This is a genomic window from Pseudomonas sp. R25(2017) (assembly GCF_002112565.1).
Classification (GTDB): Bacteria; Pseudomonadota; Gammaproteobacteria; order Pseudomonadales; family Pseudomonadaceae; genus Aquipseudomonas; species Aquipseudomonas ekonensis.
Map to the genome: position 1 here is coordinate 171,694 of NZ_NEHZ01000013.1, position 23,434 is coordinate 195,127.

A 23,434-nucleotide genomic window follows, 5' to 3' on the forward strand; every position below is an offset into this window, starting at 1 on the left:
ATGAACTCATTTGCTGCCGATGCGGCGGACGGACTGTCCGCGACCGCCGAAACCTTTGCGCTGACCGCCGCCCAGAGTGACATCTGGCTCGATCAACTGCGTCAGGGCGATTCGCCGCTGTACAACATCGGCGGCTATGTCGACCTGAGCGGCCCGCTGGAGCCTGAGCTGATGCAGGCGGCGCTCGAACGCCTGGTGGCCCGCCACGACGCCGTGCGCACGGTGCTGCTGCCGGGGGCGGGCGAGCAGGGCATGCCGCTGCAGCGCTTTGCGCGGTCGCTGCCGGCGCCGATGCCGCTGCATGACTTCTCCAGCCATCCCGACCCTGAAGCGGCGGCGCGGGCGTTGATCCAGGAGCGCATCGAACAGCCCTTCACGCTGGACGGCGGGCCGCTGTTCCGCTTTCTGCTGATACGGCTGGACCGTCAGCGGCACTGGCTGTCGATCCTGGCCCACCACCTGATCACCGACGGCTGGGGGTTCGGCGAGATGCTCAAGTCGCTGGACGAGATCTACAACGCGCTGGCCAGCGGCGACCAGCCACCCGAAGAGGCGCCGTCCTACGTCGACTTCATCCTCGACGATGCGCGTTACCACGGCAGTGCGCGGTACGAACAAGACCGTGCCTACTGGCTGGACAAGTACCGCCACGTGCCCGAGCGCCTGCTGCTGCCCCGTCATCAGGAACGCCACGGGCCGGCTGCGGCACCGAGCCGGATCTTTTCCCAGCCGTTCCCGGTCAGCCTGCACGAGCGCATGAAGCAGGTGGCGCGGGAGTTCGGCGCCTCGGCGTTCCATGTGCTGCTGGCGGCGATGCACGTCTATTTCAGCCGCTCCGCCCAGCGCGACGAATGGGTGGTGGGGGTGCCGCTGCTCAACCGCTCCGGGGCCCGTTTCAAGTCCACCCTCGGTCTCTTCACCCAAGTCAGCGCCGTGCGCATGGGGTTTGGCCGCGAGCTGTCGTTCAGCCAATTGATCGTGGCGATCCGCGATGAGCTGAAACAGGACTTCCGCCATCAGCGCTTTCCCCTCAGCGAAATGAACCGGGCGCTGGGCCTGCTGCGCGAGGACCGCTCGCAGCTCTTCGAACTGACGGTGTCCTACGAGCAGGACATCCACGAGTACCGCTACGGCGAGGCCCGAGGGGAGGTGGTCAAGGTCTCGAACCACGAGGAAGGCACGCCGCTGTCGGTACATCTGCTCAGCAACCGCAGCAACGAAAAGGACAGCCTGTACCTGGTCTACAACGAAGCCTATTTTGACGCCGACGACATCAAGGCCCTGGCCGAGCGCCTGCTGTGGGTGCTGGAGCAAGGGCTGGAGGACGCCGGCCTGGCGGTGGCCGACTTCAGCCTGGCCACCCCGGCGGAGGCAGCGTTGCTGCAGCGCTGGAACAATACGCGCACCGACTTCCGCCAGGGCCAGCCCGTGCACCGGCGTTTCGAGGCGCAGGCGGCGGAGCGTCCCCAGGCCCTGGCGGCCATCCATGAAGGCAGGCCGTTGACCTACGCCGATCTCGACGGGCAGGCCAATGGCTTGGCGCACCACTTGATCGGCCTCGGCGTGCGCCCCGACGACCGGGTGGCGGTGGTCGCCCGGCGCGGGCTGGACACCCTGGTCGGCCTGCTGGCCATCCTCAAGGCGGGCGCCGGGTATGTGCCGGTGGATCCGGCGCACCCGGCCGAACGGCTGCGCTACCTGCTGGAGGACAGCGCCCCCGTGGCGGTGCTGACCCAGAGCGATCTGCGCGAACGCCTGCCGAACTCCGCCGTGCCGGTGGTTGAGCTGGACCGGCGCCGCTGGCCGATCAACCCGGCCAGGCCCGATGTGCCGGCGCTCACCCACCGGCACCTGGCCTACGTGATCTACACCTCCGGCTCCACCGGCCTGCCCAAGGGCGTGATGGTCGAGCACCGCACCCTGTCGAACCTGATCGACTGGCATTGCGAGGCCTTCGGCCTGCGCGCCGGCAGCCATGCGTCGAGCCTGGCCGGGTTCGGCTTCGACGCCATGGCCTGGGAGGTCTGGCCGGCGCTGTGCGTGGGCGCGACCCTGCACCTGGCCCCGGTGCAGGCCCCGCTTGAGGAGGGCGGCGAAGACATCGATGCGCCGCTGCTGCGGCTGGCGTTCGCCGAAGATCCGGCCAACGGCCGGGTGGTGGCCCTGCTGCTGTTCCACCACATGATCATGGATCACGTCGCCCTCGACGTGGTGCGCCGGGAAATCCAGGCGCACCTGCTCGGCCGCGGCGAAGAGGTTGCGGCAGCGGTGCCGTTTCGCAATCACCTGGCCAAGGCCCGTCTGGAGGCGGACGAGGCGGCGCAGGAGGCCTTCTTCCGCGACATGCTCGCCGACATCGACGAGCCGACGCTGCCCGGCGGCCTGCACGACGTGCAGGGCGACGGCCAAGGCATCGAAGAGGCCTGGCGCATGCTCGATAGCGACCTGAGCCTGCGCCTGCGCGGGCAGGCCCGGCAGTTGGGGGTGAGCGTGGCGAGCCTGATGCACCTGGCGCTGGCGCGGGTGCTGGGGCAGTTGTCCGGGCGCACGGCGGTGGTGTTCGGCACCGTGCTGCTGGGGCGGATGGAGGCGGGCGACGGTGTCGAGCAGGCCCTGGGCATGTTCATCAACACCCTTCCGCTGCGGGTGGATGTCGGCGACGGCAGCGTGCGCGACGGTGTGCTGGCGACCCATCGGCGCCTGACCGCGCTGCTCGCCCATGAGCAGGCCCCGCTGGCGCTGGCCCAGCGCTGCAGCGCCGTGGCGGTGCCGACGCCGCTGTTCAGCGCCATGCTCAACTACCGCCACAGCAGCGCCGAAGAGGTGGCCGAGGTGATCGACCTGGCGCCCGGCGTGCAGGTGCTGGGCGCCCGCGAACGCACCAACTACCCATTGACCGTCAACATCGACGATCTGGGCGAGGACCTGCGCATTACCGCGCTGGCCGACGAAGCCCTGGGCGCCGAGCGTATCGCCGGCTACCTGCACACGGCGCTGGAGAGCCTGGCCGATGCCTTGCAGGAGCGCCCGCAGGCGCCGCTGCACAGCCTGAACATCCTGCCGGCCGCCGAGCGCGAATACCTGCTGCATGGCGTCAACGCGCCGTTGCGCACGTTCCCCGACACGCCGCTGATCCATCAGCAGTTCGAAGCCCACGCACAGGGCCGGCCCCAGGCCGTGGCGCTGCTGTTCGAAGGCAAGACCTACAGCTACGGCGGGCTCAACCGCCAGGCCAACCGGGTGGCCCACCGCCTGCTGGCCATGGGCATCCGCCCGGATGACCGGGTGGCGATCTGCGTCGAACGCGGTCCGCAGATGATCGTCGGCCTGCTGGCGGTGCTCAAGGCCGGCGCCGGTTATGTCCCCATCGATCCCGCCTATCCGCTGGAGCGGATCGCCTTCACCCTCAAAGACAGCGCGCCTGTGGCGGTGCTGATGCAGGCCGGCACACGGGACCGGCTGGGGGCAACCACGGCGCCGTCGGTCGACCTCGACGACCACGACCTGCAGGCCGAACCGGACTTCGACCCGCAGGTCCCGGAGCTGACGCCGGCGCACCTGGCCTACGTGATCTACACCTCCGGCTCCACCGGCCAGCCCAAAGGGGTGATGGTCGAGCACCGCAACGTGGCCCGGCTGTTTTCGGCGACCCACGACTGGTTCCAGTTCAACCCGAAGGACGTCTGGGCGCTGTTCCATTCCTTTGCCTTCGACTTTTCGGTCTGGGAGATCTGGGGCGCGCTGGCGTTCGGCGGGCAGTTGCTGGTGGTGCCGCAGCGCATCAGCCGTTCGCCGGACGAGTGCTACGCGCTGCTGTGCCGCGCCGGCGTCACGGTGCTCAACCAGACGCCCAGCGCGTTCCGCCAGCTGATCGCAGCCCAGGGCCGCAGCCCGTTGCAGCATTCCCTGCGCGAGGTGATCTTCGGCGGCGAGGCGCTGGAACCCGGCTCGCTCAAGCCCTGGTACGCGAGGGTCGGCAACGCCGGCACCCGGCTGGTGAACATGTACGGCATCACCGAGACCACGGTGCACGTGACCTATCGGCCGCTGGAGGCGGCGGACGCCCAATCGGTCGGCGCCAGCCCCATCGGCGTGCGCATCCCCGACCTGCAACTGTATGTGCTCGACGCCCGCGGCGAACCGTTGCCGGTGGGTGTGGCCGGTGAACTGTACGTCGGCGGCGCCGGGGTGGCCCGCGGCTACCTGAACCGAGAGACCCTCACGGCCGAACGCTTCATCGCCGACCCGTTCAGCCACCGCGCCGAGGCCCGCCTGTACAAGACCGGCGACCTGGCGCGCCGGGCGGCGGACGGCAGCCTCGAATACCTGGGGCGCAACGACGATCAGGTGAAGATCCGAGGTTTCCGCATCGAGCTGGGTGAGATCGAAGCGCGCCTGGCCGAGTGCGACGGGGTGCGCGAAGCGGTGGTGATCGCCCGCGAGGACACCCCCGGCGAGCCACGCCTGGTGACGTACTGGCTGGCCGACGAGGGCTTTGAGCCGAGCGCGGCGCACCTGCGCGACCGCCTGCTGCTGTCGCTGGCCGACTACATGGTGCCGAGCGCGTTCGTGCGGCTCGACGCCTTCCCGCTGACCGCCAACGGCAAACTGGACCGCAAGGCGTTGCCGCAGCCTGACGGCGAGGCCTTCGCCCGTCGTGGCTTCGAAGCGCCGGTCGGCGAAACGGAGACCCGCATCGCCGCGATCTGGCAGGCGGTGCTGGGGCTGGACTCGGTCGGCCGGCATGACAACTTCTTCGAACTGGGCGGCCATTCATTGCTGGCGGTCAAGCTGATCGAACGCATGCGCCAGCAGGAACTGCACTGCGACGTGCGCGTGCTGTTCGGCCAGCCGAGCGTGGCTGCGCTGGCGGCGACCCTGGGCGCGGCGCAGACGGTCAGCGTGCCGGCCAACCGCATCGAGCCTGGCTGCACCCGCATCACCCCGGACCTGCTGCCGCTGGCCACGCTGGACCAGGCGGCCATCGACCGCATCGTCGAGACCGTGCCCGGCGGCGTCGCCAACGTGCAGGACATCTATGCCCTGGCCCCGCTGCAGGCCGGGATTCTCTACCACCACCTGGCCACCGCCGACGGCGATCCGTACGTGCTCCAGGCGCAGTTCGCCTTCGATACGCTGACGCAGGTCAAGGCGTTCGTGCGGGCCTTGAACAGCGTCATCGCCCGTCACGACATCCTGCGCACCAGCGTGGTCGGCGAAGGCCTTGAGGAGCCGGTGCAAGTGGTCTGGCGCGAGGCGCCGCTGGCGCTGGAACGGGTCGATGTCGATCCGCTGGACGGCGATGTCCTGCGCCAGATGCAGGCACGCTTCGATCCGCGCCGCTATCGCCTGGATCTCGAGCGCGCGCCGCTGATGCGGTTCGCCTACACCCAGGATCCGCAACGCAACCGCTGGGTCGGCATCCTGTTGCTGCATCACATCGTGCTCGACCACACCGCCCTGGAGGTGCTGGTGGCGGAGATGGGCGATGCCCTCAACGACCGCGCCGCTCAAGGGCCGGCGGCGGTGCAGTACCGCAACTACGTGGCGCAGGCGCGGCTCGGCGCGGCGGCCGAGGCCCACGAGGCGTTCTTCCGCGAGATGCTCGGCGACATCGAGGAGCCGACCGTGGCGTTCGGTCTGCACGACGTGCACGGCGACGGCAGCACCGTCATCGAAAGCGAGATGGCCCTGGACGACAGCCTCGTCGAACGCCTGCGCGAGCAGGCCCGACGGCTCGGCATCAGCCTGGCGAGCCTGGTGCACCAAGGCTGGGGCCAGGTGCTGGCGCAGATGTCCGGCCGCGACGACGTAGTGTTCGGCACCGTGCTGCTCGGGCGGATGCAGGGCGGCGAGGGCGCCGAGCGGGCGCTGGGCATGTTCATCAACACGTTGCCGCTGCGGGTCGGCGCCGGATCGGCGCCGGTGGAAGAGGGCGTGCGTGCCACTCATCAACGGCTGGCGCAACTGCTCGGCCATGAACAGGCGTCACTGGCCCAGGCCCTGCGTTGCAGCGGCGTGCCGGGCGCGTTGCCGCTGTTCAGCACCTTGCTCAACTACCGCCACAGCGCGCCGCAGGCGCCGGCGCTGGACTGGGACGGGATCCACGTCCTCAGCTCCCGCGAGCGCAGCAACTACCCGCTGGCGGTCAACGTCGACGACTTCGGCCAAGGGCTGCGCCTGACGGTGCAGGCCGTGCCGGACGTGGACGGGGCGCGGGTCTGCCACCTGCTGCAGACGGCCCTGCTGGGGCTGGCCGACGCACTGGAGCACGACCCGGCCAGGCCGCTGCATCAGGTGTCGGTGCTGTCGCCGGGCGAGCGCCAGCGGCTGCTGATCGGCTTCAACCTGACCGGCCGCGAATACCCGTGCAAGCAGACCGTCCACCGCCTGTTCGAAGCCCAGGCCGCGCTGCGTCAGGATGCGCTGGCGGCGGTGCAGGGCGAGGCGCAGTTGAGCTACCGCGAACTCAACCAGCGCGCCAACCGGCTCGCCCACTACCTGATCGAACTGGGCGTGCAGCCGGGCCACAGCGTGGCGACGCTGCTGCCCCGGTCGCTGGACCTGTTGGTGGCGCAACTGGCGATCGGCAAATGCGCGGCGGTGTACGTGCCGCTGGACATCAACGCCCCGGCCGAGCGCCAGGCGTTCATGGCGCAGGACAGCCGGGCGGTCATGCTGCTGACCCGCACCGACGAGGCCGCCGAATATGCCCCGTGGCGCCTCGACCTCGACACCCTGGCGCTGGACCATCACCCGGTGCACAACCCGGAGCTGCACCAGTCGTCCGAATCGGTGGCGTACATCATGTACACCTCCGGCTCCACCGGCACCCCCAAAGGCGTGCTGGTGCCGCACCGCGCCGTCGCGCGGCTGGTGATCAACAACGGCTATGCCGACTTCAATGCCGAAGACCGGGTGGCGTTCGCCTCCAACCCGGCATTCGACGCCAGCACCATGGACGTCTGGGGTGCGCTGCTCAACGGCGGCCAGGTGGTGGTGATCGACCACCGCACCTTGCTCGATCCGCAGGCGTTCGGCCGGGCGCTGACGGCGTCCGGGGTGACGGTGCTGTTCGTCACCACCGCGCTGTTCAACCAGTACGTGCAACTGATCCCGCAGGCGCTCAAAGGCTTGCGCATCCTGCTGTGCGGCGGCGAGCGCGGCGATCCGGCGGTGTTCCGCCGTCTGCGGGCCGAGGCGCCGGACCTGCGCATCGTGCATTGCTACGGACCGACCGAAACCACCACTTACGCGACCACCTTCGAGGTGCGCGACGTGGCGGCGGACGCCGAGAGCGTGTCCATCGGCGGGCCGATCTCCAACACCCAGGTGTACGTGCTCGACGCCCGGCAGCAGCCGGTGCCGTGCGGCGCGACCGGTGAGCTGTACATCGGTGGGGACGGCGTGGCGCTGGGTTACCTGAACCGGCCGGACCTGACCGCCGAGAAATTCCTCAAGGATCCGTTCAGCGACCGGCCCGGTGCCTTGCTCTACCGCACCGGCGACCTTGCACGCTGGATGGCGCCGGGCCAACTGGAGTGCCTGGGGCGCAACGACGATCAGGTGAAGCTGCGCGGTTTCCGCATCGAACTCGGCGAGATCGAGACCCGCCTCGCCGCCTGCGCCGGCGTCAGCGAAGCCGTGGTGCTGGTGCGTGAGGCCGAACCGGGCGACAAGCGCCTGGTGGCGTGGTTCATCGCGGGCAACAACGCTTCGGCGCCGACCGCCGCCGAACTGCACGCGGCCCTGCAAGACCAACTGCCGGACTACATGATCCCGTCCGCCTTCGTGCGCGTGGACGCCTGGCCGCTGACCGCCAACGGCAAGCTGGACCGCAAGGCCTTGCCGGCGCCGGACCGGGAGGCGCTGATCAGCCGTGGTTTCGAAGCCCCGCAGGGCGAGGTCGAAACCGCCCTGGCGCAGATCTGGATCAGCTTGCTCAAGGTCGAGCGCGTCGGTCGGCACGACCATTTCTTTGAGCTGGGCGGCCACTCGCTGCTGGCGGTCAGCCTGATCGAACGCATGCGCCGGATCGGCCTGAGCACCGACGTGCGCGCCCTGTTCAGCCAGCCGACCCTGGCGGCGCTGGCCGCTGCGGTGGGCAGCGGGCGCGAGATCGACGTGCCGGCCAACCGCATTCCCGAGGGCTGCACGCACATCACCCCGGACATGCTCACCCTGACCGAGCTGGATCAGGCCGCCATCGACCGCATCGTCGCCACGGTGCCGTTCGGTGCCGCCAACGTGCAGGACATCTACCCGCTGGCGCCGCTGCAAGAGGGCATCCTTTATCACCACCTCAGCGCCGAAGAGGGCGACCCGTACCTGCTGCAGTCGCGCATGGCCTTCGACAGCGTCGAGCGCCTGCATGCCTTCGCCGCGACGTTGCAGAAGGTCATCGCCCGCCACGACATCCTGCGCACCAGCGTGGTCTGGGAAGGCTTGCCGAGCCCGCAGCAAGTGGTCTGGCGCCATGCCGACCTGGCGTTGCAGCACGTGGCGCTGGCGCCTGCGGACGGCGACATCCTCGAACAGCTGCACCAACGCTTCGACGCCCGCCATCACCGCTTCGACCTGAGCCGCGCACCGCTGCTGCGCATGGTCTACGCCGAGGATCCGGCGCAGCGGCGGGTGGTGGCGATCGTGCTGTTCCATCACTTGATCCTCGACCACACCGCCATGGAGGTGGTGGGCCAGGAAATGCGCGCGTTCATGTTCGACCGCGCCGACACGCTGGCCGCGCCGACGCCGTACCGCAACTATGTGGCCCAGGCCCGGTTGGGCGCGGGCCAGCAGGAACATGAGGCGTTCTTCCGCGACATGCTCGGCGACATCGACGAGCCGACGCTGCCTTTCGGTTTGCACGATGTGCAAGGTGACGGACGCGACATCGAGGAAGCCCAGCAACCGCTGGACGACGGCCTGAGCCTTCGCCTGCGCGGCCAGGCGCGGCAACTGGGCGTCAGCGCCGCGAGCCTGATGCACCTGGCCTGGGCGCAGGTCGTGGGCGTGCTGGCCAACCGGCGCGACGTGGTGTTCGGCACCGTGCTGATGGGCCGGATGCAGGGCGGCGAGGGCGCCGACCGGACGCTGGGGGTGTTCATCAACACCTTGCCGTTGCGGGTCGACGTCGGCCAAGGCGTGCGCGACGGGGTCAGGGCCGTGCATGGCCGGCTCACCGCGCTGCTGGGCCATGAGCATGCCTCGCTGGCGTTGGCCCAGCGTTGCAGCGGCGTGCCGGGCTCGTCGCCGCTGTTCAGCGCGCTGCTCAACTACCGCTACAGCGCGGCCGAACACCAGGCCCGCGACGGCGAAGGGATCTGGGAGGGCGTGCAGCTGCTGGGCGGCGAAGAGCGCAGCAACTACCCGCTGACCCTCAGCGTCGATGACCAGGGCGAAGGGTTCGCCTTGGCGGTGCTGGCGGCGGGCGGGATCGGCGCGCAGCGCATCTGCGCCTACATGCACACGGCGCTGGAGCGCTTGGTCGACGCGCTGGAGCAGTCGCCGGAGGTGGCGCTGAACTGTCTGCCGATCCTCTCGACCGAAGAGCAGGCACAATTGCTGGAAGGCTTCAACCCGCCGGTGACGGCCTATCCCCGGGGCGCGACGATCCATGCCCTGGTGGAGGCCCAGGCCGAGCGCGACCCGCAGGCGCCTGCGGTCATCCAAGGCGCGGAACAACTGACCTACGCTCAGCTCAACCGCCGCGCCAACCGCCTGGCCCATCATTTGCTCGGTCTCGGCGTGCGGCCGGACGATCGCATCGCGATCTGCGTGAACCGCGGCCCGGACATGCTGGTGGGGCTGCTGGCGATCCTCAAGGCCGGCGCCGGCTATGTGCCGGTGGATCCGGCGTACCCGGCCGAGCGCATCGCTTACCTGTTGCAGGACAGCGCCCCGGTGGCGGTGCTCGCGCAGGCTGCGACCCTGCACCTGACCGGCCCACTGCCGGCGGTGAACCTGGACGCCGGCGACTGGCAGGCGCAGCCGGACAGCAACCCGCAACTGCCGACCCTGACCCCGGCGCACCTGGCCTACGTGATCTACACCTCCGGCTCCACCGGCCAGCCCAAGGGCGTGATGGTCGAGCACGCGACCCTGGAGAACCTCGTGCACTGGCACGCCGAAGCCTTCGACCTGCACGCCGGCAGCCACACCGCCAGCGTCGCCGGGTTCGGCTTCGACGCCATGGCCTGGGAAGTCTGGCCGGCGCTGTGCATGGGCGCGACCCTGCACCTGCCGCCGGCCGCGATCGGCAATGAGCACCTGGACGAACTGCTCGACTGGTGGCGGGCGCAGCCGTTGCAGGTGAGCTTCTTGCCGACGCCGGTGGCCGAGTACGCGTTCAGCCGCGAACTGCAGCACCCGACCTTGCGCACCTTGCTGATCGGCGGCGACCGCCTGCGCCAGTTCAACCGCGGACAGACCTTCGCGGTGGTCAACAACTACGGCCCGACCGAGGCCACGGTGGTCGCCACCTCCGGGCCGGTGGAGGCGGGCGGCGCGCTGCACATCGGCAAGCCGATGGCCAACGCCCGGGTCTACCTGTTGGACGAGCAGCAGCGGCCGGTGCCGGTCGGCGTGGCCGGCGAGCTGTACGTGGCCGGCGCCGGGGTAGCGCGGGGTTACCTGAACCGGGCGCCGCTGACGGCCGAACGGTTCCTCGACGACCCGTTCAGCGATGAGCCCCAGGCGCGCATGTACCGCACCGGCGACCTGGCGCGCTGGCGGCCCGACGGCAACATCGAGTACCTGGGCCGCAACGACGATCAGGTGAAGCTGCGCGGCGTGCGGGTCGAGCTGGGGGAAATCGAAGCGGCGCTGACCCGCCATCCGGCGGTGCAGGAGGCCGTGGCGCTGGTGCGCGACGGGCAACTGCTGGCGTGGTTCACCGCCCAGGCAGCGGTCGGCATCGACGAACTGCGCAGCCATCTGCACAGCCTGTTGCCGCAGGCGCTGGTGCCGGCGGCCTATGTGCGGCTCGACGCCTTGCCGCTGACCGCCAACGGCAAGCTGGACCGCAAGGCCTTGCCCGAGCCGGGGCCGGACGCCTGGCTGAGCCGTGGCTACGAAGCGCCGCAGGGCCCGGTCGAAACCGCGCTGGCGCAGATCTGGGCGGACGTGCTGAAGGTGGAGCAGGTCGGCCGCCACGATCATTTCTTCGAACTGGGCGGGCATTCGCTGCTGGCGGTGAGCCTGATCGAGCGCATGCGCCAGATCGGCCTGAGCACCGACGTGCGCGTGCTGTTCAGCCAGCCGACCTTGGCGGCGCTGGCCGCGGCGGTGGGCAGCGGGCGCGAAGTGGCCGTGCCGCCCAACCGTATCCCGGACGGCTGCACCCGCATCACCCCGGACCTGCTGACCCTGATCGAGCTGGATCAAGACAGCATCGACCGGGTGATCGCCACGGTGCCCGGCGGTGCGGCCAACGTGCAGGACATCTACCCGCTGGCGCCGTTGCAGGAGGGGATTCTCTATCACCACCTCAGCGCCGTGGAGGGCGACCCGTACCTGCTGCAATCGCAGATGGCGTTCGACAGCCCGGCGCGGCTGGCGACCTTCGCCGCAGCGCTCGATCAAGTCATCGCTCGGCACGACATCCTGCGCACCGGCGTGGTCTGGCAGGGGTTGGCGACGCCGGTGCAGGTGGTCTGGCGCCATGCCGCGCTGTCGCTCGAAGAGGTGACGGCGGATCCGGCGCAGGGCGACGTGGCCGGGCAGTTGCAGGCGCGGTTCGATGCGCGGCAGGTGCGCCTGGACATCAGCCAGGCGCCGATCATCCGGCTGGTGCATGCGCAGGATCCGGCCAATGGCCGGATCGCCGCGATGCTGCTGTTCCATCACCTGACCATGGATCACACGGCGCTGGACGTGGTAGGCCATGAAATGCAGGCCATCATGCGGGGCGAAGACCGCGTGCCTGTGGCCTCGGTGCCTTACCGCAACTACGTGGCCCAGACCCGTCTGGGCGTCAGCGAGCAGGAGCACGAAGCGTTCTTTTGCGACATGCTCGGCGACATCGACGAACCTACGTTGCCGTTCGGCTTGCAGGATGTGCGCGGTGACGGCAATCGCATCGAAGAGGCCAGCCGGGCGCTGCCTGAAGCGCTGGCCCTGCGCCTGCGCAGCCAGGCGCGGCTCGCCGGGGTGAGCGCCGCCAGCCTGTTCCATCTGGCTTGGGCGCGGGTGCTGGGGGCAGCGTCCGGCCAGGAGCGGGTGGTGTTCGGCACCGTGCTGCTGGGCCGGATGCAGGGCGGCAGCGGCGCCGACCGGGCAATGGGCATGTTCATCAACACCTTGCCGCTGCGGGTGGACCTGGGCGAGACCGGCGTGCGGGCCGGGGTCAAGGCGACCCATGACCGGCTCACGGCCCTGCTGGGGCATGAGCACGCTTCGCTGGCGCTGGCCCAGCGTTGCAGCGGGGTGGCCGCGACGTTGCCGCTGTTCAGCGCAATGCTCAACTATCGCCATGGCGAAAGCGAAGCGCGACAACAGGCCATCCGCGAGGCCTGGCAGGGCGTCGAGGTCCTGGCCAGCGAGGAACGCACCAACTATCCGTTGAGCCTGAGTGTCGACGATCTGGGCAGCGGGTTCACGCTCACGGCGATGACACCGGCCCGCATCGGCGCCGCGAAGGTGTGCGGCTACATGCAGCAGGCGCTGACGGCGCTGGTCGACGCCTTGGAGCAGTCACCGCAGCAACCGTTGAACCGGTTGGCGGTGCTGCCGGACGAGGAGCGCCGCCAGGTGCTGTCCGGCCTCAACGCCGCCGAGATCGGCCACGACCTGGAGCGGACCGTCCACGCTCTGTTCGAGGCCCGGGCGCAACGTTCGCCGCTGGCCGTAGCGGTGCAGTGCGGCGGGCAGCGCCTGAGCTACGCCGAGCTGGACGGGCAGGCCAACCGCCTGGCCCATCACCTGCAAAACCTGGGCGTCGGGCCGGACTCGCGTGTGGCGATCTGCGTCGAGCGCGGGCCGGACATGGTGGTCGGCCTGCTGGCGATCCTCAAGGCCGGCGGTGCCTACGTGCCGCTGGATCCGGGCTACCCGGCGGACCGCTTGGCCTACATGCTCAAGGACAGCGCAGCGGTGGCCGTGCTGATGCACGGCGCCACCCGCGCCTTGCTGGAGGGCACCGGGGTGGCGCAGGTCGACCTCGAACGCTGCACCTGGCAGGCCAACCCGGACACGGCCCCGCCGGTGCCGGGCCTGAGCCCGTCGAACCTGGCCTACGTGATCTACACCTCCGGCACCACCGGGCGGCCGAAGGGCGTGATGGTCGAGCACCGCAGCCTGGTCAACCTGGTGCACTGGAGCGCCCGGCACTGCCCGCAGGCGGTGGATGGCGCCCTGTTGCAGAAGACGCCGTACAGTTTCGACGCGTCGGTGTGGGAGCTTTTCTGGCCGCTGACCGCCGGTCTGCGGTTGGTGCTGGCCGGCCCGGACGACCACCGCGACCCGGCCGAGCTCGTGCGTTTGGTCATCGAGCAGCGCATCAGCGTGATCCAGTTCGTGCCGGTGCTGCTGCAGCAGTTCATCGAACTTGAGCAGGCCGGCCAGTGCACCTGCCTCACCGATGTGTTCTGCGGCGGCGGCGAGCTGAGCGCCGCGCTGGCGCGCAAGGTGCGCGAGCGTCTGCCGCAGGTGCGTTTGCACAACGTCTACGGCCCGACCGAAACCACGGTGGATGCGACGGTGTGGACGCTGGACCCGTCCGCTCCCGCTCCGCAGCACGCGCCGCCCATCGGCCGTGCCGTGGACAACACCCTGCTGTACGTCCTGGACTCCGGGCAACAACCGGTGCCGCAAGGGGTGCCGGGCGAACTGTGCATCGGCGGGGTGCAGGTGGCCCGGGGGTACATGAACCGACCGGAGCTGACCGGCGAGCGTTTCCTCAAGGATCCGTTCAGCGCCCGGCCGGGCGCCCGGATGTACCGCACCGGCGACATCGTCCGGTACGGGGCCGACGGCCAGCTTGAGTACCTGGGGCGCAACGACGACCAAGTGAAACTGCGCGGGCTGCGTATCGAACCGGGCGAGATCCAGGCGTGCCTGGAGCAGGTCGACGGCGTGCGCGAGGCAGCGGTGCTGATCCGCGAAGAGGCGTCCGGAGACAAGCGGCTGGTGGCCTACTGCACCGGCGAGCGCCAAGACGCCGCGAGCCTGCGCAGCCATCTGCTGGCGCGCTTGCCGGACTACATGGTGCCGACCGCGTTCGTGCACCTGGAGGCGTTGCCGCTGAGCCCCAACGGCAAGCTTGACCGCCGGGCGCTGCCGGCGCCGGATGAGACCTCGGTCATCACCCGCGAATACGAAGCCCCGCAGGGGGAGACGGAAATCATCCTCGCGCGGCTGTGGGCCGAACTGCTCAAGGTGGAGCGGATCGGCCGGCACGACCATTTCTTTGAATTGGGCGGGCACTCGCTGCTGGCGGTCAGTCTGATCGGCCGGTTGCGACAAGAAGGCATGGAAGCCGACGTCAGGGCGCTGTTCGAACACCCGACCCTGGCCGGTTACGCGGCAATTACGGAAAGAATGGAGATCGTTCTGTGAACCTGATCGAACTGTTGGCGACACTCAAAGCGAAAGACATCCAATTGGCGGTCACGGACGACCAACTGCGGGTGCAAGGCAACAAGCAGGCCCTGAGCGATCCGGCGGTGCTGGCGCTGCTGCGCGAGCACAAGGCCGCGCTGATCGAGCTGATCAAGGCCGGCGGGTATGCCGCCGCCAAACACGGCCAGGTGGAGGTGCCGGCCAACGGCATCGTCCCCGGCACCACCCGCATCACCCCGGCGATGGTCACCCTGGCGGAGCTGAGCCAGGACACCCTCGACCACCTCGTCGCCGACGTACCGGGCGGCGCCGAAAACGTGCAGGACATCTACCCGCTGGCGCCGCTGCAGGAGGGCATTTTGTTTCACCACGCCAGCGGCGGCGAAGGCGATCCCTACGTGATGCAGGCGCAGTTCGCGTTCACCGACATGCAGCGTTTCCAGGCGTTCGCCCAGGCCTTGCAGACCGTGATCAACCGCCACGACATCCTGCGCACGGCCGTGGTCTGGGAAGGTTTGGACGCGCCGCTGCAAGTGGTCTGGCGCCGGGCGCACCTGCCGCTGGAAGAATTCGTGCCGCAGGACGGCGAAGCCGATGCGCTGGCGCAATTGAATGAACATTTTGACCCACGGCATTTCCGCCTGGACGTCAGCCGGGCGCCGATGGTGCGTCTGGCGTATGCCCAAGACACCGCCGGGCAACGCATCATCGCCACGCTGCTGTTCCACCACATGGCGATGGACCACTCGGCGCTGGAGGTGGTGAGCCACGAGATGCGCGAGTGCCTGTCGGGGCAGGGCGCACGGCTGGGGCGGCCGGTGCCGTTCCGCAACTACGTGGCCCAGGCGCGGCTGGGCATCAGCGAAGCGGAACATGAGGCGTTCTTTCGCGACATGCTCGGCGACATCGACGAACCGACGCTGCCGTTCGGCTTGCAGGACGTGCAGGGTGACGGTCAAGGCATCGCCGAGCTGGGCATGCCGGTGGAGGCGGAGCTGGGGCAGCGCCTGCGCACGCAGGCGCGGCAACTCGGCGTGAGTGCGGCGAGCCTGTTCCACCTGGCCTGGGCACAGGTGCTCGCCACGCTCACCGGCAAGCCGTCGGTGGTGTTCGGCACGGTGCTGATGGGGCGCCTGCAAGGCGCCGAAGCCATTGACCGGGCCCTGGGCATCTTCATCAACACGCTGCCGGTGCGGCTGGACATCGACGGGCAGGGCGTACGCGCCGCCGTCCAGGCGACCCACGCGCGCCTCACCACCCTGATGCGCCACGAACATGCGCCGCTGGCGCTGGCCCAGCGGTGCAGCCAGGTGGCCGCGCCGACGCCGTTGTTCAGCGCATTGTTCAACTACCGCCACAGCCATGGCGCGGCGGCTGCGCACGCTCAGGCGCAGACGGCCTGGGAAGGCATCACCAACCTGCATGCCGAGGAACGCAGCAACTATCCGCTGACGCTCAGCGTCGACGATTTCGGCGACGCCTTCCGCCTGATGCTGCTGGCCTCCACGCAGCTTGATCCGCAGCGGGTCTGCGGTTACATGCATAGCGCGGTGGAAGGCCTTGTCCAGGCGCTGGAGCAGACGCCGGATCTGCCCGTCCATGAACTGTCGGTGCTGCCAACGGCCGAGCGTGAGCAAGTGCTGTTCGGCTTCAACGCCACCGCCGCCGACTACCCGCAAGGCCTCACCACCCAGCAACGCTTCGAGGCCCAGGCCGCGCAACGGCCCGACGCCGTGGCCGCCGCGTTCCTCGGCGAGCAGCTGACCTACGCCGACCTCAACCGTCGGGCCAACGCCCTGGCCCGGCACCTGACCGGGCTGGGCGTGCGCCCCGACGACCGCGTGGCCATCGTCGCCCGCCGTGGGCTGGACACCTTGGTCGGCCTGGTGGCGATCCTCAAGGCCGGCGCCGGCTATGTGCCGGTGGACCCTGCGCACCCGGCCGAGCGCCTGGAGTACCTGCTCGGCGACAGCGCCCCGGTGGCGGTGCTGACCCAAAGCGGTTTGCGCGAGCGGTTGCCGGCGCTGGCGGTGCCGGTGCTCGACCTCGACCTCCAACAATGGCCGGCGGACGACACCGGCAACCCGCAGATCCCAGGCCTCACCCCCGGGCACCTGGCCTACGTGATCTACACCTCCGGCTCCACCGGCCTGCCCAAAGGCGTGATGGTCGAGCACCAGACCCTGGGCAACCTGATCGACTGGCACTGCGCGGCGTTCGACCTGTGCGCCGGGCGCCACACTTCGAGCCTGGCCGGCTTCGGCTTCGACGCCATGGCCTGGGAGGTCTGGCCGGCGCTGTGCGCGGGCGCGACCCTGCACCTGGCGCCGGTCCACGACGGCACCGAGGACATCGACGCGCTGCTCGGCTGGTGGCGCGGGCAGCCGCTGGACGTCAGCTTCCTGCCGACCCCGGTGGCCGAGTACGCCTTCGGCCAGAACCTGGAACACCCGACCCTGCGCACGCTGCTGATCGGCGGCGACCGCCTGCGCCAGTTCGGCCGCAGCCAGACCTTCGACGTCATCAACAACTACGGCCCGACCGAGGCCACGGTGGTCGCGACTTCGGGCCTGATCGAGGCGGGGCAGACGTTGCACATCGGCCGCCCGGTGGCCAACGCCACGGTGTACCTGCTCGACGAACAGCAGCGTCCGGTGCCGATCGGCGTGGCCGGCGAGCTGTACGTCGGCGGCGCCGGCGTCGCCCGGGGCTACCTGAACCGGCCGGAGCTGACCGAAGAACGCTTCCTGCAAGACCCGTTCAACCCCGGCCGCATGTACCGCACCGGCGACCTGGCGCGCTGGCGCGAGGACGGCTCCATCGAGTACCTGGGGCGCAACGACGACCAGGTGAAGATCCGCGGCGTGCGCATCGAGTTGGGCGAGATCGAGAACTGCCTCAACCACCTGCCGGGGATCCAGGAGGCGGTGCTGCTGGCCCGGGAGGATGAGCCTGGCCAAGTGCGGCTGGTGGCGTACTTCACTGCCCAGTCTGGGGTCGAGCCGCTGGAGGTGGGCGAACTGCGCACGCACCTGCTGAGCCAACTGCCGGAATACATGGTGCCGTCGGCGTTTGTCCGGCTCGACGCCTTGCCGCTGACCGCCAACGGCAAGCTCGACCGCAAGGCCTTGCCGAAACCCGAGCGCAGCGCGTTGTTCACCCGCGAGTACGAGGCGCCCCAGGGCGAGCTGGAGAACGCATTGGCGCAGGTCTGGGCCGAGGTATTGCAGGTGGAGCGGGTAGGGCGCCACGATCACTTCTTCGAACTGGGCGGCCACTCGCTGCTGGCGATGCGCATGGTGTCCCAGGTGCGTCAGCGCCTGGGCGTGGAACTGGCACTGAGCGACCTGTTCGCCAACGCCGAACTGGCCGCCGTGGCCGAGGTGCTGTCCCGTTCGGGCCGCAGCACGCTGCCGGACATCGTGCCGGCGCCGCGCGACCAGGCGCTGCCGCTGTCGTTCGCCCAGCAGCGGTTGTGGTTCCTGTCGCAGATGGAGGGGGCCAACACGGCGTACAACATCCCGATCGCCCTGCGCCTGCGCGGGCGCCTCGACGAAGACGCGCTGCAGCGCTCATTGGCGCGGATTGTCGCCCGCCACGAAACCCTGCGCAGCCGCTTCGCCCAGTTCAATGACGAAGCCGAGGTGCTGATCGCCCCGGTGGACAGCGGCTTGCCGTTGCAGGCTGAAGACCTGCGCCGCCACCCGCAGGCCGAAGACGCGTTGCTGGCGTTGATCGAGGGCGAAGCGTCGGCCCCGTTCGACCTGGAGGGCGATCCGCTGATCCGCGGACGGCTGGTGCGCATGGCCGATGATCACCACGTCTTGCTGCTGACCTTGCACCACATCGTCACCGACGGTTGGTCCATGGGCGTGCTGACCCGCGAGCTGATGGCGCTTTACCAGGCCTTCAGCCACGGCGAGCCCGATCCGCTGCCGCCGCTGGCCTTGCAGTACACCGACTACGCCGTGTGGCAACGCCGCTGGCTCAGCGGCGAGGTGCTGCAACGCCAGAGCGACTACTGGCGCCAGACCCTGAGCGGCGCGCCGGCTTTGCTGGCCTTGCCCACCGACCGGCCGCGGCCGGCGCAGCAGGACTACGCCGGCCGCCAGATCGAAATCACCTTGGATGAACGCCTGACCGCCGGCCTCAACGCGTTGTGCCAGCGCCACGGCGTGACGCTGTACATGGCTCTGACGGGCGCGTGGGCGATGCTGATGGCGCGCCTGTCCGGCCAAGCGGACGTGGTGATCGGCTCGCCGGTGGCCAACCGTGGCCGGGCCGAGATCGAAGACCTGATCGGCATGTTCGTCAACACCCTGGCGCTGCGCATCGACACCTCGGGCGAGCTGAGCACCGAAGCGCTGCTGGCCCAGGTCAAGGCCCGCACGCTGGAAGCCCAGGCCCACCAGGACCTGCCGTTCGAGCAAGTGGTGGACATCGTCAAGCCGGAGCGCAGCCTGGCCCACAGCCCGTTGTTCCAGACCCTGTTCAGTTGGGAGAGCCGTCAGGGCGAACGCCTGGTCCTCGACAACCTGGCGCTCGAAGGCGTCGCCGAGCCCAGCCACTTCGCCAAGTTCGACCTGTCGCTGACCCTGCGCGAGGCGCAAGGCGAGCTTCGCGGCACGCTGGAGTACGCCACGGCGTTGTTCGACGAAGCGACGGTCGTGCGTTACTTCGGTTACCTGCAGCGGCTGCTGCAAGCGATGGCCAGTGATGACCACGCGGTGCTGGAGCAGGTGCCGATGCTGGCGGAAGGCGAGCGGCAGGCGCTGCTGTTCGATCTCAACGCCACCGACGTCGACTACGACCTGCAACAGACGATCCATGGCCTGTTCGAGGCCCAGGCCTTGCGCACGCCGCAGGCCGTGGCGGTCAAGAGCGGCGACCGTTCCTTGAGCTACGCCGAGCTGAACCGCCAGGCCAACCGCCTGGCCCGTCACTTGCGCGGCTTGGGCGTGGGCCCGGATGCGCGGGTGGGGATCTGCGTCGAGCGCAGCCCGGAGATGGTGGTGGGCCTGCTGGCGATCCTCAAGGCCGGCGGCGGCTACGTGCCGTTGGATCCGGCCTACCCGGCGGAACGCCTGGCCTACATGCTGGACGACAGCGCCCCGCTGGCGGTGCTGGTGCACGGCGCGACCCGCAGTGTGCTCGGCGAATCCGCCGCCCAGGTGGTCGACCTCGACGAAGCGGTCTGGGCATCGCAACCTGCCGACAACCTGTCGGCGCAGGGCCTGACCCCGCAGCACATGGCCTACGTGATCTACACCTCCGGCTCCACCGGCCAACCCAAGGGCGTGATCAATGAGCATTCCGGCGTGGTCAACCGCCTGCTGTGGATGCAGGACGCCTACCGCCTGAGCGCCGAGGACACGGTGCTGCAAAAGACCCCGTTCAGCTTCGACGTGTCGGTGTGGGAGTTCTTCTGGCCGCTGATGACCGGGGCGCGGCTGGTCATGGCCCGGCCCGAGGGCCACAAGGATCCGCAGTACCTGAGCGACATCATCGCGGCGGAGCGCGTCACCACGCTGCACTTCGTGCCGTCGATGCTCGACGTGTTCCTCTCCCATGGTGACACCGCCCGCTGCGCCGGCCTGCGTCAGGTGATGTGCAGCGGCGAGTCGCTGCCGGGCAGCCTGGTGCGGCGCTTCAAGCGGCAGTTGCCGGGTATCGGCCTGCACAACCTGTACGGCCCGACCGAAGCGGCGGTGGACGTCACCGCGTGGGACTGCGCGGGCCCCCTCGACACCACGCCGGACAACACCCCCATCGGCAAACCGATCGCCAACACCCGGATGTACATCCTCGACGGGCAACGGCAACCGGTGCCGCTGGGCGTAGTCGGCGAGCTGTACATCGGCGGGGTGCAAGTGGCGCGGGGTTACCTCAACCGTGCGCCGCTCAGCGCCGAACGGTTCCTGGAGGATCCGTTCCGGCCGCAGGGCCGGATGTACCGCACCGGCGACGTCGCCCGCTGGCTGGCCGACGGCAACATCGAATACCTGGGCCGCAACGACGACCAGGTGAAAATCCGCGGCCTGCGCATCGAGCTGGGCGAGATCCAGTCGCGCCTGAGCGCCCTGGACGGCGTGCAGGAAGCGGCGGTGCTGGCCCGGGAGGACGTGCCGGGGGACAAGCGGCTGGTGGCGTACTACACCGGCACAGCGCAATCGGTGGAGGACCTGCGCACACGGCTGCTCGAACACCTGCCGGACTACATGGTGCCGGCGCTGTTCGTGCACCTGAACGCCTGGCCGCTGAGCCCCAACGGCAAGCTCGACCGCAAGGCATTGCCGGCGCCGGATCAGGCTGCGGCGAGCGTGCGCCAGTACGAGGCCCCGGTCGGCGAGACGGAAATCACCCTTGCGCAACTGTGGTGCGAGCTGCTCAACGTCGAGCGGGTCGGGCGTCATGACCATTTCTTCGAACTGGGCGGGCACTCGCTGCTGGCGGTCAATCTGGTCGCCCGCATGCGCCGCGCCGGCCTGACGGCGGACGTGCGCGTGCTGTTCAACCAGCCGACCCTCGCCGCACTGGCGGCCGCCGTCGGCGGGGCGCCGGAAGCCGAAGTGCCGGCCAACCGCATCGCGCCGGACTGCCGGCGGATCACGCCTGAGCTGTTGCCGCTGGTTGCGCTGGAGCAGGCCGACATCGACCGCATCGTCGCCGGCATCCCTGGCGGCGCGGCCAACGTGCAGGACATTTACCCGCTGGCGCCGTTGCAGGCCGGGATCCTGTTCCATCACCTGACGGCCACCGAGGGCGATCCGTACGTGCTGCAGGCGCAGTTCGCCTTCGCCGACGAGCAGCGTCTGAACGCGTTCGCCGAGGCCTTGCAGCATGTGATCGACCGTCACGACATCCTGCGCACCTCGTTCTACTACGAAGGGCTGGACGAACCGGTGCAGGTGGTCTGGCGCCAGGCGTCGCTGGTGAGCGAAACGCTGGAGCTGGACGCGGAGGCGGGGGACGCGCTGACGCAGTTGCGCGCGCGGTTCAATGTCCGGCATTACCGCATGGCCGTGGATCAGGCACCGTTGCTGCGTGTGGTGCATGCCTGGGATGCGGACAACCGGCGCGTGGTGGCGCTGCTGCTGTTCCATCACCTGGTGATGGATCACGTAGCGCTTGAGGTGCTGCAACACGAGATGAACGCCGTGCTGCTCGGTCACGAGCAGCGCTTGGCGGAACCGGTGCCGTACCGCAACCACGTGGCCCGCGCGCATTCGGGCCTCGACGACCGGGCGCACGAGGCGTTCTTCCGGGCGATGCTTGGCGATGTCGAGGAAGCGACCGTGCCCTATGGCCGCCATGCCGCCCAGGGCGGCGAGACGGCGCGGGCGCACCTGACGCTGGACAATCCGCTCAGCCGTACGCTGCGGCGCCAGGCCCGACGTCTGGGCATCAGCGTTGCCAGCCTGATACACCTGGCCTGGGCTCAGGTGCTGGGGCAACTGGCGGGCCGCGACGACGTGGTATTTGGCACCGTCCTGCTCGGCCGCCTGCACGGCGGCGAGGGTGTCGAGCGCTCGCCGGGGGTGTTCGTCAATACCTTGCCGCTGCGCATCGGCCTGACCGGGCAAACCGTGAAGGCCGCCGCGCTGGCCGTCCAGCAACGCTTGAACCAACTGCTGGAGCATGAACACGTGCAACTGGCGCTGGTGCAGCATTGCAGCGCCATGGCGCCGGGCACGCCGCTGTTCGGCACGTTGCTCAATTACCGCCACAGCGCACCGCAGGGTGCAGCCTCCGCCGAGGCGGAGCGCGCCTGGCAGGGCATGCGATTGCTGGAGGCCGAGGAACACACCAACTATCCCGTGACCCTCAGCGTCGATGACCTGGGCGAGGATTTCAGCTTGACGGCGTTGACCGGGGCGGGGATCGAGGCCCGGCGGATCTGCGGATACATGCACGGCGCGCTGGAGCGCCTGGCGCTTGCGTTGGAGCAGTCGCCGAACCTGCCGATCGATCAACTGACGATCCTGACGGCGGCGGAACGCGAGCAAGTGCTGCACGGCTTCAACGCCAGCGCCGCCGCCTACCCGCAAGGCCTCACCACCCAGCAACGCTTCGAAGCCCAGGCCGAACAGCGGCCCGACGCCGTGGCCGCCGCATTCCTCGGCGAACAGCTGACCTACGCCGACCTCAATCGCCGCGCCAACGCCCTGGCCCGGCACCTGACCGGGCTGGGCGTGCGCCCCGACGACCGCGTGGCCATCGTCGCCCGCCGTGGCCTCGACACCTTGGTCGGCCTGGTGGCGATCCTCAAGGCCGGCGCCGGCTACGTGCCGGTGGATCCGGCGCACCCGGCCGAGCGCCTGGAGTACCTGCTCGGCGACAGCGCCCCGGTCGCGGTGCTGACCCAAAGCGGTTTGCGCGAACGGTTGCCGGCGCTGGCGGTGCCGGTGCTCGACCTCGACCTCCAACAATGGCCGGCGGACGACACCGGCAACCCGCAGATCCCAGGCCTCACCCCCGGGCACCTGGCCTACGTGATCTACACCTCCGGCTCCACCGGCCTGCCGAAAGGCGTGATGGTCGAGCACCAGACCCTGGGCAACCTGATCGACTGGCACTGCGCGGCGTTCGACCTGTGCGCCGGCCGTCACACTTCGAGCCTGGCCGGCTTCGGCTTCGATGCCATGGCCTGGGAGGTCTGGCCGGCGCTGTGCGCGGGCGCGACCCTGCACCTGGCGCCGGTCCACGACGGCACCGAGGACATCGACGCGCTGCTCGGCTGGTGGCGCGAGCAGCCGCTGGACGTCAGCTTCCTGCCGACCCCGGTGGCCGAGTACGCCTTCGGCCAGAACCTGGAACACCCGACCCTGCGCACGCTGCTGATCGGCGGCGACCGCCTGCGCCAGTTCGGCCGCAG

At 69.6% G+C, this 23,434-nt stretch carries 2 protein-coding genes (1 of these 2 cut by a window edge); both read left to right on the top strand.

The genetic code is table 11. From position 1 onward, the window contains the following. Positions 1-14,556: a non-ribosomal peptide synthetase gene (locus CAG31_RS18095; protein ID WP_085583609.1), complete on the top strand. Its 14,556-nt coding sequence runs from the start codon at positions 1-3 to the stop codon at positions 14,554-14,556. After that, positions 14,553-23,434 carry the 5' portion of a non-ribosomal peptide synthase/polyketide synthase gene (locus CAG31_RS18100; RefSeq protein ID WP_085583611.1) on the top strand. Its footprint extends 12,172 nt past the window's final position, so 8,882 of the gene's 21,054 nt are visible here — the first part of the coding sequence; its start codon is at positions 14,553-14,555; its stop codon lies beyond the right edge, outside the window. Before CAG31_RS18095 ends, CAG31_RS18100 begins: the two co-directional genes overlap by 4 nt.